This window comes from Hyphomonas sp. J20-32 (assembly GCF_055808555.1).
In genome coordinates this window covers 1165233-1178858 of sequence record NZ_CM147873.1, presented here as the reverse complement: position 1 = coordinate 1178858, position 13626 = coordinate 1165233, and the positions used below count along the sequence as shown (strand labels likewise).

At 58.8% G+C, this 13626-nt stretch carries 15 protein-coding genes; 9 read left to right on the top strand and 6 right to left on the bottom strand.

Annotated elements, in window-relative coordinates:
• Positions 1-4: 4 nt before the first annotated feature.
• Entirely contained in the window at positions 5-406 is a 402-nt protein-coding gene (locus tag AC0L7I_RS05970) for a YkvA family protein (RefSeq protein WP_473398632.1), read from the bottom strand.
• Between the two features lie 66 nt (positions 407-472).
• Here AC0L7I_RS05970 and AC0L7I_RS05965 point away from each other — a divergent pair, with 66 nt between their 5' ends.
• A complete protein-coding gene (locus tag AC0L7I_RS05965) occupies positions 473-1252 on the top strand; it encodes an SDR family NAD(P)-dependent oxidoreductase (protein WP_473398631.1) in 780 nt (259 codons plus the stop codon).
• A gap of 122 nt (positions 1253-1374) precedes the next feature.
• Here AC0L7I_RS05965 and AC0L7I_RS05960 read toward each other — a convergent pair whose 3' ends face one another.
• The 3 genes from AC0L7I_RS05960 to AC0L7I_RS05950 form a co-directional block, all read right to left on the bottom strand.
• Entirely contained in the window at positions 1375-2613 is a 1239-nt protein-coding gene (locus AC0L7I_RS05960) for a PAS domain-containing protein (protein ID WP_473398630.1), read from the bottom strand.
• 207 nt (positions 2614-2820) lie between these two features.
• Positions 2821-3582 (bottom strand): vWA domain-containing protein, encoded by a 762-nt coding sequence (locus AC0L7I_RS05955; protein WP_473398629.1) that lies wholly within the window; start codon positions 3580-3582, stop codon positions 2821-2823.
• A gap of 155 nt (positions 3583-3737) precedes the next feature.
• Entirely contained in the window at positions 3738-4628 is an 891-nt protein-coding gene (locus tag AC0L7I_RS05950) for an acyl-CoA desaturase (protein ID WP_473398628.1), read from the bottom strand.
• A gap of 205 nt (positions 4629-4833) precedes the next feature.
• Between AC0L7I_RS05950 and AC0L7I_RS05945 the strand changes: the two genes are divergently transcribed.
• A complete protein-coding gene (locus tag AC0L7I_RS05945) occupies positions 4834-5991 on the top strand; it encodes a hypothetical protein (RefSeq protein WP_473398627.1) in 1158 nt (385 codons plus the stop codon).
• Between the two features lie 4 nt (positions 5992-5995).
• Here AC0L7I_RS05945 and AC0L7I_RS05940 read toward each other — a convergent pair whose 3' ends face one another.
• The gene (locus AC0L7I_RS05940; RefSeq protein WP_473398626.1) at positions 5996-7465 is read right to left on the bottom strand and encodes an AMP-binding protein; all 1470 of its coding nucleotides are present in this window, start codon (positions 7463-7465) and stop codon (positions 5996-5998) included.
• A gap of 318 nt (positions 7466-7783) precedes the next feature.
• On the opposite strand from AC0L7I_RS05940, the gene AC0L7I_RS05935 reads away from it, so the two are divergent.
• Genes AC0L7I_RS05935 through AC0L7I_RS05905 form a run of 7 tightly spaced genes read left to right on the top strand, consistent with a single transcriptional unit; the run spans position 7784 to position 12846 of the window.
• Positions 7784-8095: an STAS domain-containing protein gene (locus AC0L7I_RS05935; RefSeq protein ID WP_473398625.1), complete on the top strand. Its 312-nt coding sequence runs from the start codon at positions 7784-7786 to the stop codon at positions 8093-8095.
• On the top strand, positions 8092-8457 hold the full coding sequence (locus AC0L7I_RS05930; protein ID WP_473398624.1) for a response regulator: 366 nt from the start codon (positions 8092-8094) through the stop codon (positions 8455-8457). Before AC0L7I_RS05935 ends, AC0L7I_RS05930 begins: the two co-directional genes overlap by 4 nt.
• Positions 8458-8481: 24 nt before the next feature.
• Positions 8482-10668, top strand: coding sequence for a chemotaxis protein CheA (locus AC0L7I_RS05925; protein ID WP_473398623.1), 2187 nt, complete (start codon positions 8482-8484; stop codon positions 10666-10668).
• Between the two features lie 14 nt (positions 10669-10682).
• A complete protein-coding gene (locus AC0L7I_RS05920; RefSeq protein WP_473398622.1) occupies positions 10683-11153 on the top strand; it encodes a chemotaxis protein CheW in 471 nt (156 codons plus the stop codon).
• 59 nt (positions 11154-11212) lie between these two features.
• Positions 11213-12031 (top strand): CheR family methyltransferase, encoded by an 819-nt coding sequence (locus AC0L7I_RS05915; RefSeq protein ID WP_473398621.1) that lies wholly within the window; start codon positions 11213-11215, stop codon positions 12029-12031.
• Positions 12032-12078: 47 nt separating this feature from the next.
• Positions 12079-12465, top strand: coding sequence for a response regulator (locus AC0L7I_RS05910; RefSeq protein ID WP_473398620.1), 387 nt, complete (start codon positions 12079-12081; stop codon positions 12463-12465).
• Positions 12466-12468: 3 nt separating this feature from the next.
• Positions 12469-12846: a hypothetical protein gene (locus tag AC0L7I_RS05905; protein WP_473398619.1), complete on the top strand. Its 378-nt coding sequence runs from the start codon at positions 12469-12471 to the stop codon at positions 12844-12846.
• A gap of 309 nt (positions 12847-13155) precedes the next feature.
• Here the strand turns inward: AC0L7I_RS05905 and AC0L7I_RS05900 are convergent, their stop codons facing one another.
• Positions 13156-13623, bottom strand: coding sequence for a chemotaxis protein CheD (locus AC0L7I_RS05900; RefSeq protein ID WP_473398618.1), 468 nt, complete (start codon positions 13621-13623; stop codon positions 13156-13158).
• Positions 13624-13626: the final 3 nt, after the last annotated feature.

Here is a 13626-nt window from a genome sequence, read left to right as displayed (position 1 = left end):
GTGACTAATCCTGATCCTTCACCGGTTCGGGCAGGCGCAGCAGGCGCCTTGCCATGCGCCGGTGGCGCTCTTTCACGTGCATGCCGACCACGCCGAGCGCAGTGGCCAGAACGGTGGCGTCATCGGTAAATCCCAGCCCGACAATCATGTCCGGCAGGAGATCGGCGGGCATCACGAAATAGGCAACGGCCGCAAACAGAACGGCCTTCGCCTTCATCGGCGTCAGCGGATCGCGCGCCGCATACCATGCGGCGACCAGGTCGTCTGCGAACGGGACCCGGCTGATCACACGCATCAGCTTTGGCACCAAGCCGCGCGCCATGCGTTCATTGCGCTCGATGGACTTGGGCAGGAAGGTGCCATCCTTGCCGCGAACCGTATTTATAATTTCCGCCGCGTCAGTCATTGCGAACTCCTCAGACCATTATAGACACAGTGCCAGTCTCACGAAAACCAGGGAGGGCAGTGGCCCATGAAACTCGATTCCAGCATATCCGCCGTCATTACAGGCGGCGCATCCGGCCTCGGCGCCGCAACCGCCCGCAAGCTTGCGGGCATGGGCGTGAAAGTCGCCCTGTTCGATCTCAATGCCGAAAAGGGCGAAGCGCTCGCCAAGGAACTCGGCGGCGTCTTCTGCAACGTCAACGTCACCGACGAAGCGTCGGTCGATGCCGGCTTTGCCAAGTCCCGCGCCGCCATTGGCCAGGAGCGCATCCTGGTCAATTGCGCCGGCACCGGCAATGCCATCAAGACGGCCAGCCGCGACAAGAAGACGGGCGAGATCAGCCACTTCCCGCTCGACAAGTTCGACCTGATTATCCAGATCAACCTCGTCGGAACCTTCCGCTGCATCGCAAAATCGGCCGCCGGCATGATGACGCTCGACCCGATCGACGGTGAACGCGGCGCGATCGTGAACACGGCCTCCGTGGCCGCAGAGGATGGCCAGATCGGCCAGGCATCCTATTCAGCCTCCAAGGGCGGCGTTGTCGGCATGACCCTGCCAATCGCACGCGATCTCAGCCGCGAACTCATTCGCGTCAACACGATCCTGCCCGGCATCTTCGATACGCCGCTGCTGGCCGGCGCACCTGAGCCTGTTCGCCAGGCGCTGGGCGCACAGGTCCCGCACCCGGCCCGCCTCGGCAATCCGGACGAGTATGCCTCGCTGGCCGTGGAAATGTGCCGCAACGGCTATTTCAATGGTGAGGACGTCCGCCTTGACGGCGCGATCCGCATGGCGCCCCGCTGAGCCCTGCCAGGCAATCCTGCGTTTTGAGAAGCCCGCTCATGTTGAGCGGGCTTTTTCATGTGGTCAGTTTTTCTGACCAAAGCACCAAGCGGAAGCATGCTCCGCGCAAGGCAGGAAAACGCCTAGGCTGCCTCGGCCGTTTCTCCAGTTTCCGAAGTTTCCTCGGCTTCAGAGATCAGGGCGTCCGTTTCGCTTTCGATCCGGCGGTTGATGCCACCGATTTCCCTCAAGGCCCCCGCCGTCAATTGCTGAAAGACCTGCAAGTCGTTGAGCAATTTGTCAGCCCGGTCTTCCACGAGCGTATGGCGGGCGCACTCAACCTTGCAAATTATCCGCATCACTTCGAGCCCGGCGGTCAGGCGATTCATTTCCAGGTATGAGTGGCGGAATCCACCAATCTTCGTTGCAATGTCCTGCAGACTGGCCGTGGCCTTGGTGATGTATGCCGTACGCTGGCTGCTCAGCGCGTCCATTTCCGCAGCACTTTCGGCAGAGTCTGCTTCGGCTGAAAATAGGTCGACCAGTTCATGTTGAACCTGGGCTGTCCCGATGAGGAAATAACTGTCACGGATCGCACGCTCGACCTCTTCGGCAGCGGTCACGAATTGCCCGAGAATGTCGCGCATTTCGTCGGAGAGGACCGCATAATTGTCGGAAATCACGCTGATCGCTGCGCCGTCCTGGCCGAGCTGCGAGGCAAGGATATGAAAATTGATCGGCACCATCTCGTTTTTCTTGTAGGCCGCGATGATGCGGGCGGAATGCTGCAGTACGTTTTGTGCGGACGCCAGAAGCGTTTCGAAATGAGCGAGCGTCGGATCTTCCCGCAGGCCCAGCTCGATATTCCGTGCAGCGAGCTCCTTTCCCAGCGCGGCGGCCATGAAGGCCTCATAGGAATCGAAGCCAAGATCACCAAGGCGCCGCAATAGGCGGCTGGCGCTGTCGGCGGGCTCCAGATTGTCGCGGCGCTCTTCGGCCGACAGCTCGGAGTAGACCTGCTGGATCGTGCGGAACAGGTTGCTGCTCGGGCGCAAACGGACAGACAAGTAGCCGCCATCCATTGGCGTCACGATGGCAAAGACCCAATAGTAGCGACCATCCTTGGCGCGGTTTTTCACATAGGCCCCGATGGGCGCGCCTGACTTGATTGTCTGCCACAAGGCATGGAAGACGGCCCGTGGCGTATCCGGATGCCGCACAATCTTGTGCGGCTTGTTCAGCAACTCCTCCCAGGAATAGACGCTGACTCGCTGGAAAACACTGTTCCCGAACTGGATGATGCCCGCCGGATCCGTGCGGGAGAAAAACAGTTCCTCAAATCCGAATGGCACTTCATTGGAATCAGAAAAACGTTCAGTCATTTGATTGCGCCCCCGCGTTCGTTCCTGCAGCAAATCCTACAGAATGCCCCCCTGTGCGCTTTTGAACTTCAACCGTTAACCACTCGTCAATTTGAAGGGGCAGCACCCGCGGCAGCTCGCCACATCCGTAATTCTACCTAGTCTAGGCAACCATCTTCTTCCGGGATGGACGCGGGGTGGTTTATGCCCCGCGTCCGTCATCATCGGCTATTGTTCGCCCTTGCGCTGCTTGACGTCTTCTTCGCCAGCGGTTGAACGATCTGATTCATCAAAAACGATCTCAGCCTCCTCACCCTTGCCATAGGCGCGGGATTTCTTGGCAAGCGCAGACATCGAGTCCTGCATCCGGCCCTGGCCGACTGCCATGGTTTTCGACGCGCTCATTCCCACGGCATCCGCATCGCCAAAGCTCGCAAACTCCGCCCCCAGAAAGACAACTTCCCAGCCATTCGCCTTGGCTCGGTCGAGTGCAGCCTTGGCGCCGTCACGCGTGATCTCTTTTGATGAGTTCTCGTGGCCATCCGTCATGATCACGATAACAGCCTTCTCGGGCTTGTCCGCTTCGGCCAGCGACACCATTCGCCCGATCGCATCGAACAGCGGAGTCATGCCGCGCGGATTGGCTTCGTCATTGGTGACGTCGGTCCAGTTCTCCGACGTCACATCCTTGCGCAACACGTCGAATTGCAGGGATTCCTGATAGTCGAAGACGGCGAGCGTCACGGTCGTCTTGATGTCGGCGCCTTCGATTTCTCCTTCGTCAGCCTCGCCGACGCTGGCGGCATAGGCGTTCACAGAGCCGAGTGCCTCATCCCAGATATCGCTCATGGACCCCGTGCGATCGAGCAGGATGTAGGAGTGTATCGAGCCCGCGGTGGCGGCAGGGTCGGGTGCCTGCTTGGCGGCGGCCGGCAGGACCATGGCCAGGCCGAGGCCAGTCATGGCAAGTGTCAGGAGTGTGGATTTCATCGGGGCGTCCCTTCCCTGTTATATCGGCTCCCCAGCCATTGGTGCGGGCAAACATTGCCGACAAATAGGGCGGGCCTGTGGCCGCCCTGCGCCGAAGCCAAGAAAAAGCCCGCCTTTTGAAAGGCGGGCTGGTTCATCTCGAGTTCAGGAAGTGATCAGGCGAACTGCGGCGCGATCTTCAGGTTCTTCACCCAGCCGATTTTTTCAAACACGAGCAGGATCGTACCGTTGTAGTCGACGATACGGTTCCAGACGCCTTTCCGCGGACGGTGCAATGCACTTTGCGGCGCCTCGTGATGGTGGTCGTGGAAGGCTTCGCCGCCTGTGAGCAGGGCCATCAGGTGATCGGCCCAGACCGGTGTCTTGAGGTGGCCCAGCACGTTGATGCCATAGACCGTCGCGTGGAACTGGATGGCACGACCGATGACGACGCTGGCATGGATAATCGCCGTCAGCACGAGTGACCCGCCTGACGCCCAGACGATCAGGTAGATCGCTGCAGGAATCACAAGGTGCACGACAAGGCTGATTTCATTGTAGAACCGGTCCATCCAGACGATTATGGGCTGGTCTTTCAGCCACATCGCGATCGGGCGATCGGTGTCTTTCTTGTCGCGCCATAGAATCCAGCCAACCCAGGCCCAGCGCTTCGATTCGAAAGGATTGTGCGGGTCGCCGGGTTCATCGGCAAAACGGTGGTGCTGGGAATGGTAATTGACCCAGTCCTTCACGTTGCCCTGCATGGCCAGCATCAGGTTCATCATCGTCAGGAATTGCGCAGGCGCTTTGAGCTCGCCAGCGCGATGCTGGAGGATGCGGTGCAAGGGGCCGATGCCGGCATTGCACATGAATACGGACAGGGCGATGACACCGAAAGCGAGCGGGAAATACCACCAGTGCAGCGTCAGCTCGCTGAGCACAATGCCGAGCACGACCATGGTCGTGAACAGCGCAATGCCGAGAGCCGGGTATCCAAAGGCGGAAAAGAAACTTGCCCCATTGAACGTCTTCCACGTTTTCGGGATGGCCAGCGAACGAGGTATCATGTGTGTTGTCTCCCAATCGGCCGGCGGGCCAGTGCATTCTGCAAGGCATTCTCAGGCCGGGCCGATTAACACTTACTTAAGGCCCGCGACCCCTTCAGGGAAGGTGGAATATTCAGCGCTGACACGGGTGTGATGCATGGGGGTGACGGGCGTGCAGAGTTTCGGGTAAGTCTGCGGTTCGTGTTCAACGAGGGGTCACGTGATCATGGCCGATTCACGCGAAGAATTTCTTCTGCAGAAGATATCCCGACAATTGGGATCCCTGCTCGATGATGCGAGCCAGGACTCGAGCGAGCAGAAGAGCCAGTGTCCGCTCGACGAGACCTGCGCTGCCTCGGACGAATACAGCCTGACGCTTTACCTCGAGCGCGGAAAATACCATTGCAGGAATTGCGGGGCGCAAGGTTCCTTCGAGGAACTTGCCGAGAAATTGGCTTCCCTACCCCAACAGCGCTTTCGGGGACCCCCGGCACGCGACGAACCTGAACCCCAGCCGATCCACACAGATGAATTCGCGGTAGAAAAGCGCGTGCAACGCAACACCTCCGTATCAACGGAACCCAGAGTTCTTACGCTCCAGACCGAGCACCGCGTTCCCCCGCCCCCTCCCCGCCCGCACCGCAATCTGGGTGAACGGATCATCATCACCCTGCTTGCGTTCGTGTTCCTTGGCGCAGGGCTCAGTGCAGCGGGTCTGTCAGGCTTTGCCAATTACCAGGCATTCTCCAGCTCGGTGGCCGATCCGCTGCAGGCCGGGATCTGGGGCTGGACCGGGGTGATCGCGGCGGTGATCTCGTTCGGCGGCTTCACCTTCTTCTACTGGCACACGGCCAATAAGCGCATGAAAGAAGGCGTGCGCGCCCTCCTCTTCGCCCTGGCAGGGGCTGGCACCAGCATCCTCGGCACGCAGATGTATATCGCCGCCAACAACCAGGCCTCCGAAGCAGAGATCACCACGGCAGGGTCCAACCGCGCCCTGCTGGAACAGCAGCTTGGCGATTGGCGGGTCCAGCTCGCCGGAATTCCGCCGGAGACGCGGTCGGTCGAAGGGCTTGAGGCGTACATTTCCGAAGTCGAACGCGTCGGCCGTACCGAACAGAAACCCTATCGGGACGCCCAGAACGAGCTCGGTCTCGCCCGCCGACGTGATGACCTGCAAGCCAAGATCGAAGCGGCCAATGCAGAACTGCTCGGCAACGGCCAAGGCGACATCCTGATTGAGGCGCAGGCGCGCGCGGCGATCCCGAGTTGGTTCTTCGCCGGTATGCTAGAACTGTTCTCAAGCCAGGGCACGAGCATCGGGCTTGTTGCCCTGCTGATCCTCTATACGAAACGGCGCCATGAAGCCGAAGCCCTTGCCTGACGCCTCATCCAGCGGCTTCTGCCTGCTTCACCCGCTCTTCGCGCAGCGCCTTCCTGCGCACCTTGCCCGCATCATCGCGCAGCGGGTCACGGACCCATTCGAACGAGCGCGGAATCTTGTAACGAACGAGTCGATCCGAAAGATGCGCAAGCAATGCCGCCTCGCTGGGCGCACCGTCAGGATAGTCGACAATCGCGTGCAGGCGGGCGCCCAGGTCCTCGTCCGGCAGGCCGATCACCGCAGATGAGCGTACGCCCGGAAAGGCGTCGAGCGCGGCTTCCACTTCCGCCGGATAGATGTTTGCGCCACCTGACAGGACCATGTCCGACAGGCGGTCGGAGAGATACAGGAAGCCATCCGCGTCCATCCAGCCAAGGTCACCAAGGCTTTCCCAGCCGCCGTCAATGACTTTGGCCTCAGCGCCGAGATAGGCATAAGTCGTACCGGGCCCTGAATGCGGACGCATATAAACCTCGCCAACCTCGCCGGGGGGAAGCGTTTGGCCATCTTCGCCGACGATCTTCATTTCGCATGTATCGACAGGCCGACCGACCGAGCCGCGATGGGTCAGCCAGTCTGTTCCCTGAATTGTGGTCGATCCCTGCCCTTCGGTGCCGCCATACAGTTCCCAGATCACTTCTGCGCCGAGCCAGTCGATAAAGGCTTCTTTCAGCCATGCCGGACAGGGCGCCGCAAGATGCCAGACCGCCCGGAGGCTGGACACGTCATATTTCGTGCGTACCTCTTCCGGCAGGGCCCAGATGCGCCGCATCATCGTTGGTACCAGATAGACGATATCGACACCCATCGTCTCGATCCGCTCGAGCACCTGTTCGGCATCGAACCGCGTGCTGATGACGACCGTACACCCCTTGAACAGGGCGATCATGGCCCAGAGAAACGGGCCATTGTGATAGAGCGGGCCCGGAATCAGCATCGTGCCCTGGTTGGAAATCTCCAGATAGGGCTCATCGGGGTCCCAGGCCGCGGGCAGCTTGGAAACGATCAGTTTCGGACGTCCGGTCGATCCACCCGACGTCATGGCCTTGAAGGATGCCGCTGTCCGCTCGGGCAATTGTGAATCGGACAGGCTCGCATCGGGCATGAACCCCATATTCAGGCAGGGCGTGGGTGCATACTCATCCGCCTCCACCCCCACGACCAATGCCGGCTTGCCGAGTTCAATAATCTGGTCGCGTTCGAACTTTGGCAGTTTGGCGGAGATCGGCTGCGGCGTGGCCCCGAGTTTCCATGTGGCAAGGCACGCCTCGATAAACTCGCAGCCATTGGGAAGCGCGATGGTGACAAAATCGTCGGCCTCAACCCCCAGCGCCTGATAGGCGCGGGCGAGCCGGTTGGTTCTAGCCTCCAGTTCGGCCCATGTGCGCCGGTCGCCCATATGGTCGAGAGCGACCCGGTCCGGCTGTTGCTGCGCCCAGTGCGCCACGATGCGTGAAAGGGAAATTGCCGTCATGTGAATCCTGCCCTGATCCCGAAGCCTGTTGTTCCGGTTCTCGTTTTGGCAAACGTGCCATATGCGCCCCAGCGCGTCATCAGGAACCTGATGCGACATGGCGCCTTGAATGGAGAGGACGGGCATGCCGCCAATTTGTGCGGCCTACGGTGGAAAAAGCACCCCGAAACCAAGCTGAAACAGCCGGAAAACCGTCCGCGCCAACATAAACAGCTTCATTAAAGCAAAATTCACCACATTTCCCCTAAAGCATTTCACAGCCGCAAATTTGGTGGTTTTCGGGATCGTTTTTCCTGAATTCCGCCAGCGCCTCGAAATATGGAACGTTTTTTTATGTCAGATGATCTCGCTACTTCCACGTTTACCCTGGATTTCGACCTTGGACCCAAAGCGGTTGACGATCTTCGGGGGGCTTTGCTGGAAAGACGCGGCGATCCAATTCAGATCGACGGGAGCCAGGTGGCGCAGATCGGCGGAGGCTGCCTGCAGCTTTTGCTGAGCGCGCAAATGACCTGGGCGCTGGACGGCAAGCCTTTCCAGGTCACGTCGCCCTCGGCTGAACTGACCGATGCGCTTGCTTTCACCGGTCTTGCCGAAACACTTTCAAATGAAACAGGAGCCAGCGCATGAGTCTCAGGATTTTGGCGGTCGACGATTCTCGCACGATGAGGGACATGATTCGTCTTGCCCTGGTGGACGCCGGATTCGATGTTCATTTGGCTGAAGATGGCGTGCACGGACTGGAAGTCCTGGCTGACGCAAACCCCCAGGTAATCATCACCGACATCAATATGCCCCGCCTCGATGGATTCGGATTCATTGAAGCCGTACGGGCGCGGGATGATTTCGGCAGCGTCCCGATTCTGACGCTGACAACGGAAAGTGCTCCCGAGCTGAAGCAGCGCGCGCGAGATGCCGGTGCGACCGGTTGGATCGTCAAGCCTTTCAACAAAGAAAAACTGATCAGCGTCATTCATCGCGTTGCCGCCTGATAACAGCTGACCCGAGGACATTTCATGGACCCGATGGACGAAATTCGCGAGACATTCTTTCTGGAATGCGAGGAACTGCTTCAAGATGTCGAAGCTGGACTTACAGCGATAGACGACGGTGACCGCGATCCCGAGAAGGTGAATTCCATCTTCCGGGCTGTCCACTCGATCAAAGGCGGCGCGGGTGCGTTCGCCCTGGACGACCTCGTGCGATTTGCGCACAAATTCGAAACGACAATGGATGAAGTTCGCGCCGGCAGGCTTGAACCCACGCCTGAATTGATTGCGGTTTTCCTGCGCGCTGCAGATGTGCTGACGGACCTCGTCGCCGCCGCGCAATCTGGTGACTCGGTTGATGGCGACCACGTCGATCAACTCATCACGGAGTTGGAAAGCTTCGTTGAGGTCGACGAAGACGCTGTAAACGTTGAAGATATCGAATTCAAACCGATCGCTCTCGATTTCAGCATGGATTTTAGTGCTATCGCGGGCGCTCCGGCGGCCGACGAAGAGGAAGCCGGCTGGCGCATCGATTTCGCGCCGCACGCCGGACTTTATGCTCGCGGGAACGATCCCTTGCGTCTTCTCAGAGCGTTGCAAAAGCTCGGTGAAGGCACGGTCTCCTGCGATTCGGAAAACCTCCCCCTTCTCGACGATATCGCTCCTGAATCCAGCTATCTGAAATGGACGATAACGCTTCCGGGAAGTGTCGAAGAAGAAGCCATTCGGGAAATCTTCGAATTTGTCGAAGATGATTGCGATTTGCTCATCGAACGCGTGAAACCGGAAGCCGAAGCCGAGACAACAGTTGTGGAAGACGCGGAATCGTCCGACGTCCCACCAGCGGTCGTCGCATCCGAGCAGAGTGCGGAAGAAGGTGATCAGCCCTCCCCTCCCCCTGCTTCCGACGAAGTTGCAACGCCTCCTTCCGCTTCAGCCGAAACCGCTGCTCCGCCGGCAGAACAAGCTGCAGCCTCCAATTCAGACGAAACTGTCGCCAAAGACACTGCGCGCGCGCCTAAGGCCACTGTTCGGGTCGAGCTGGATCGTGTCGACAGACTGATCAACCTGGTCGGCGAGCTTGTCATCAACCAATCCATGCTGTCCCAGGCCGTCGCCGACGCCGGCTTTCCGCCCAATTCTTCGCTTGCAGGTGGCCTTGATGAATTCAAGCAACTGACGCGCGACGTGCAGGAAAGCGTCATGATGATCCGGGCACAGCCCGTTAAGCCGCTGTTCCAGCGCATGTCCCGCATCGTACGGGAAGCCTCCAACGCTACTGGCAAATCGGTGCGCCTCGTGACTGAAGGCGATGCTACCGAAGTCGACAAGACCGTTATCGAGCGCTTGTCTGACCCTCTCACGCACATGATCCGAAATGCGGTCGACCATGGCCTCGAATCCCCCGAGAAGCGGGAAGCGGCAGGCAAGCCTGCAGAAGGTATTGTCCGATTGACGGCCATGCACCGCTCCGGGCGCGTTGTTATTGAAGTGACCGATGACGGCGCTGGCATCAATCGTCCCAAGGTAAAACAGATCGCCATCGACAAGGGGCTGATTTCCCCAGACGCCCAATTGTCGGACGGAGATATCGACAACCTTTTGTTTATGCCAGGTTTTTCCACGGCAACGGAGATTTCGAACCTGTCTGGCCGCGGTGTCGGCATGGACGTGGTCAAGAAATCCATTCAGGCACTTGGCGGTCGGGTATCGATCGTCTCGACACCCGGTGAGGGGTCCACCTTCATCATCAGCCTTCCCCTCACTCTCGCCATTCTGGAAGGAATGGTTGTAAAGATCGACGGGCAGACCACTATCATTCCGCTCACCGACATTGTCGAAACCCTCAAACCAAAGGCCGAGGATATCCACGATTTCTCGACCGAAGGCCGGGTTGTCTATGTCCGGGGCGAATTCCTGCCGCTCGTGGATGTCGGTGCCGCACTTGGCTATCGTAAGCCACTCGCAAAGATCGACAATCAAATCGTCATTCTGACCGAAACCGACGATAGCGCCCTCAGTGCCCTTCTGGTCGACGAGATCTTCGACCAGCGCCAGGTGGTCATCAAGGGGCTCGAAGAGAATTATGGTGCAGTACCCGGCATCGCAGCTGCAACCATTCTGGGAGATGGGCAAATCGCCCTGATCCTCGATGTGGGCCGGATCGTTTCTAACAAGGGGACGTCACCCGACGTGTCCCAAGCCGCCTGATCGGAGAATTCAAGATGTCGGATCAAAAAGAAAACCCCCACATGGGTGAAAACAAGTTCATTTCGTTCAAGATTGACGATCAGGCATTCTGCGTCGACATCATGGCAGTGCGCGAAATTCGTTGCTGGGCAAAGCCGACACCGATCCCCCACGCCCCTCACTATGTGAATGGCATCATCAACCTTCGCGGCACGGTCTTGCCGATCATCGACCTCGGCGCCCGCCTGGGCATGGCGACGACGACACCGACGGTCTCCACCGTGACGATCGTTGTACAGATCGCCGACCAGATGATCGGATTGATGGTCGATGCAGTATCCGACATCCTTTCGCTGAAAGATGATGTCCTGCTGCCGACACCAGACATCGCGACAGAAACCTCCAAGAGCTTTTTCAAGGGCGTCGCTGCGCTTGAGGGAAGCATGATTCGTGTTATCGATCTTGCGACGCTGGCGCCAGCGAGCATCGAGAGAGCCGCAGCATGATCGCGAGCCCCCGTCCTGGTGCCTCACAGTCCAATGACCACCGTATAGAAGCCCTCGGGATGAAGGAATTCCGCCGGGTGGCGGATGCACTGTTCACGGATGCCGGAATCACCCTGCCCGATTCCAAGATGACGCTGGTACACTCTCGTTTGTCGAAGCGTCTTCGGGCGCTCAAGATGAACCGATTTGAAGCTTATTGCGACTATATCGAGAGCTCGGAAGGCGCGATAGAGCGCCGCGAACTTCTGACGGCCCTGACCACGAACGTGACTCGGTTCTTCCGGGAGCCGCACCATTTCGACGACCTCAAGACCAGGATTCTTCCTGACCTGATCAAACGCGCCAAGCGCGGAGAGCGTATCCGGATTTGGTCAGCAGGCTGCTCAAGTGGCGAAGAGCCCTACACAATCGCCATGTGCCTCCTCTCGCTTGTCCAGGATACAGCCGGTCTCGATATCCGCATCCTGGCAACCGACATCGACCCGAATATCCTGCAGCGTGCCCGGCTGGGCATCTACAATGAGCAGCAGATGAAAGGGTTGCCCCTCGAATTGCGCAAAAAGTATTTTAACCGCGTCGAAACAGACCGCACAGGGGATCACTACCAGGTCTCCGACACGCTCAAAAAACTCATTTCCTACAAGGAACTGAACCTGACGAAGCGTTGGCCCCTGAAGGGCCCCTTCGATGTCATTTTCTGTCGCAATGTGGTGATCTATTTCAACGAACCCACTGCCCAGAAAGTCTGGAGCGCTTATGCTTCAGTCCTCTCACCAGGCGCCTATTTGCTGGTCGGCCATTCCGAACGCGTATCCGGTCCCGCAATGGCGCTGTTCGATACGGCGGGCGTGACCACCTATCGGCGTATCAAAGCTTAGCAGAACGCACAGCCTAACTATACCTGAAACAAATTCGGAGCGAAAAAGTGTCACTGAAAGAAAATCTTAGAGTTCTGGTCGTGGACGATATGGCCACCAGCCGAGGCGTCCTGGTCAATGGACTGGAAGGTTTCGGGTTGAAGAACGTTTTCTCCGAAAACAGCGGCGATGAAGCCTTGAGCTTCCTGATGAAAAACCCCGTACACCTCGTTGTGTCTGACTATAACATGCCCGGCATGAATGGACTTGGCCTGTTGAAAGCCATCCGATCGACCGCCCAATTGCAGGGAATCGGCTTCATTCTCGTCTCCGGCACGACCGATTCGTCTATCGTCTCTGAAGGCCAGCGCAATGGAATGAACAACTTCCTGCCCAAGCCGGTCACGCCTGAGAGCCTGAGAAAGACCGTTGAAGCGGTTGTTGGGAAGATATAGCCCATGAGCGCACTCGCACAGTCTTCCGACACTGAAAATGAAGTTGCCGCGACTGACCTCATGGGCCGTCTCGCACGCATCCTGCGAGACCTCCAGGAAACCTGCATGGGCCTTCAGGACGGTTTGGGAGACGGCTTGAACTCGACCTATCCCCTCTCCTCTTCCCTCGGTAGCCAGCTTCAGGAAATTGACCGGGTCACCCAGACAATGGGAGAACTCGCCGCATTCATGTCGGCCCTGGATACCGGGCAGTCTGACAACGAGCTCCACATATTACACGCGCTGAGTCAGGTAAGACTGCATTCTGTTCGCGAACGCCTTGAGGCACAGGCCGCGCCTGATGGTGACACGCCACCAACGGAAGACATTGAGCTCTTCTGAATGTATCGGGGCCGGCCTGAACTCGCCCCCCCTCCCCTCTTCCCTGGACAGCCTGCTTTTCAGAAATGTTGCGCCATCCAGACAGTATCGCTCGCGCGACAGTGACGTCGGCCTTGGGCACCTGTGTGTCCAACGCGCGGCGCGATATCAAGCGTGCGATCCGCCAGGCGAGACTCTATCCAATTTGCTCACGACTCGGCGCGCACGCGGCGCCTGACGGCAACCCGGAACTGGCGACAGCGATCCAACCCGACCAAATAGAAGTGCGGTCGCCATGCGCGACTTGAATCTCGGCTTGACCCAGGCAGATCAGAACAGTTCGACGTCCATGTCGGTTTGTGACGGGGGTGGCGCCACTTTGGCCGGCTTCGGCACGCTCACCGTCGAGGCGGCACCAAGCAGGAGCTGCTGCGCTTCCCCGGTATGCGGCTTGAACCTGATCCGCCGGGCCTGCGTGCCACCCAGGCTTTCGCCCGTGAGGGCGATGCCGTCGTCCCTGATAAAAGATCGCGCAAAGTCCGCATTCCGCGCCCCGACGTCCGACAGGCCTTCAATCATGCGTGCACCGCCGAAAAGCTTCGCCCTCAGCCGCGTCTTGATTGCACCGCGCTTGAGAAGGTCGTTGATCAGCAATTCCATTGCGTGAAGGCCGAAGACCACTTCGGCACCGCTTGAGCATTCGCGGGCTGGAAGCAGGAAATGGTTCATGCCCCCGATACGCAAGTCAGGATCATGCAGGCAGACCGCAACACAGGAGCCAAGGATCGTCGTGAACATGGC

Coding starts and splice junctions, on each gene's coding strand:
- AC0L7I_RS05955 (WP_473398629.1), bottom strand. CDS start 3,582: ATGAAATCCACACTCCTGACACTTGCCATGACTGGCCTCGGCCTGGCC.
- AC0L7I_RS05925 (WP_473398623.1), top strand. CDS start 8,482: ATGGACCCGATGGACGAAATTCGCGAGACATTCTTTCTGGAATGCGAG.
- AC0L7I_RS05965 (WP_473398631.1), top strand. CDS start 473: ATGAAACTCGATTCCAGCATATCCGCCGTCATTACAGGCGGCGCATCC.
- AC0L7I_RS05920 (WP_473398622.1), top strand. CDS start 10,683: ATGTCGGATCAAAAAGAAAACCCCCACATGGGTGAAAACAAGTTCATT.
- AC0L7I_RS05900 (WP_473398618.1), bottom strand. CDS start 13,623: ATGTTCACGACGATCCTTGGCTCCTGTGTTGCGGTCTGCCTGCATGAT.
- AC0L7I_RS05970 (WP_473398632.1), bottom strand. CDS start 406: ATGACTGACGCGGCGGAAATTATAAATACGGTTCGCGGCAAGGATGGC.
- AC0L7I_RS05945 (WP_473398627.1), top strand. CDS start 4,834: ATGGCCGATTCACGCGAAGAATTTCTTCTGCAGAAGATATCCCGACAA.
- AC0L7I_RS05950 (WP_473398628.1), bottom strand. CDS start 4,628: ATGATACCTCGTTCGCTGGCCATCCCGAAAACGTGGAAGACGTTCAAT.
- AC0L7I_RS05960 (WP_473398630.1), bottom strand. CDS start 2,613: ATGACTGAACGTTTTTCTGATTCCAATGAAGTGCCATTCGGATTTGAG.
- AC0L7I_RS05930 (WP_473398624.1), top strand. CDS start 8,092: ATGAGTCTCAGGATTTTGGCGGTCGACGATTCTCGCACGATGAGGGAC.
- AC0L7I_RS05905 (WP_473398619.1), top strand. CDS start 12,469: ATGAGCGCACTCGCACAGTCTTCCGACACTGAAAATGAAGTTGCCGCG.
- AC0L7I_RS05940 (WP_473398626.1), bottom strand. CDS start 7,465: ATGACGGCAATTTCCCTTTCACGCATCGTGGCGCACTGGGCGCAGCAA.
- AC0L7I_RS05915 (WP_473398621.1), top strand. CDS start 11,213: ATGAAGGAATTCCGCCGGGTGGCGGATGCACTGTTCACGGATGCCGGA.
- AC0L7I_RS05935 (WP_473398625.1), top strand. CDS start 7,784: ATGGAACGTTTTTTTATGTCAGATGATCTCGCTACTTCCACGTTTACC.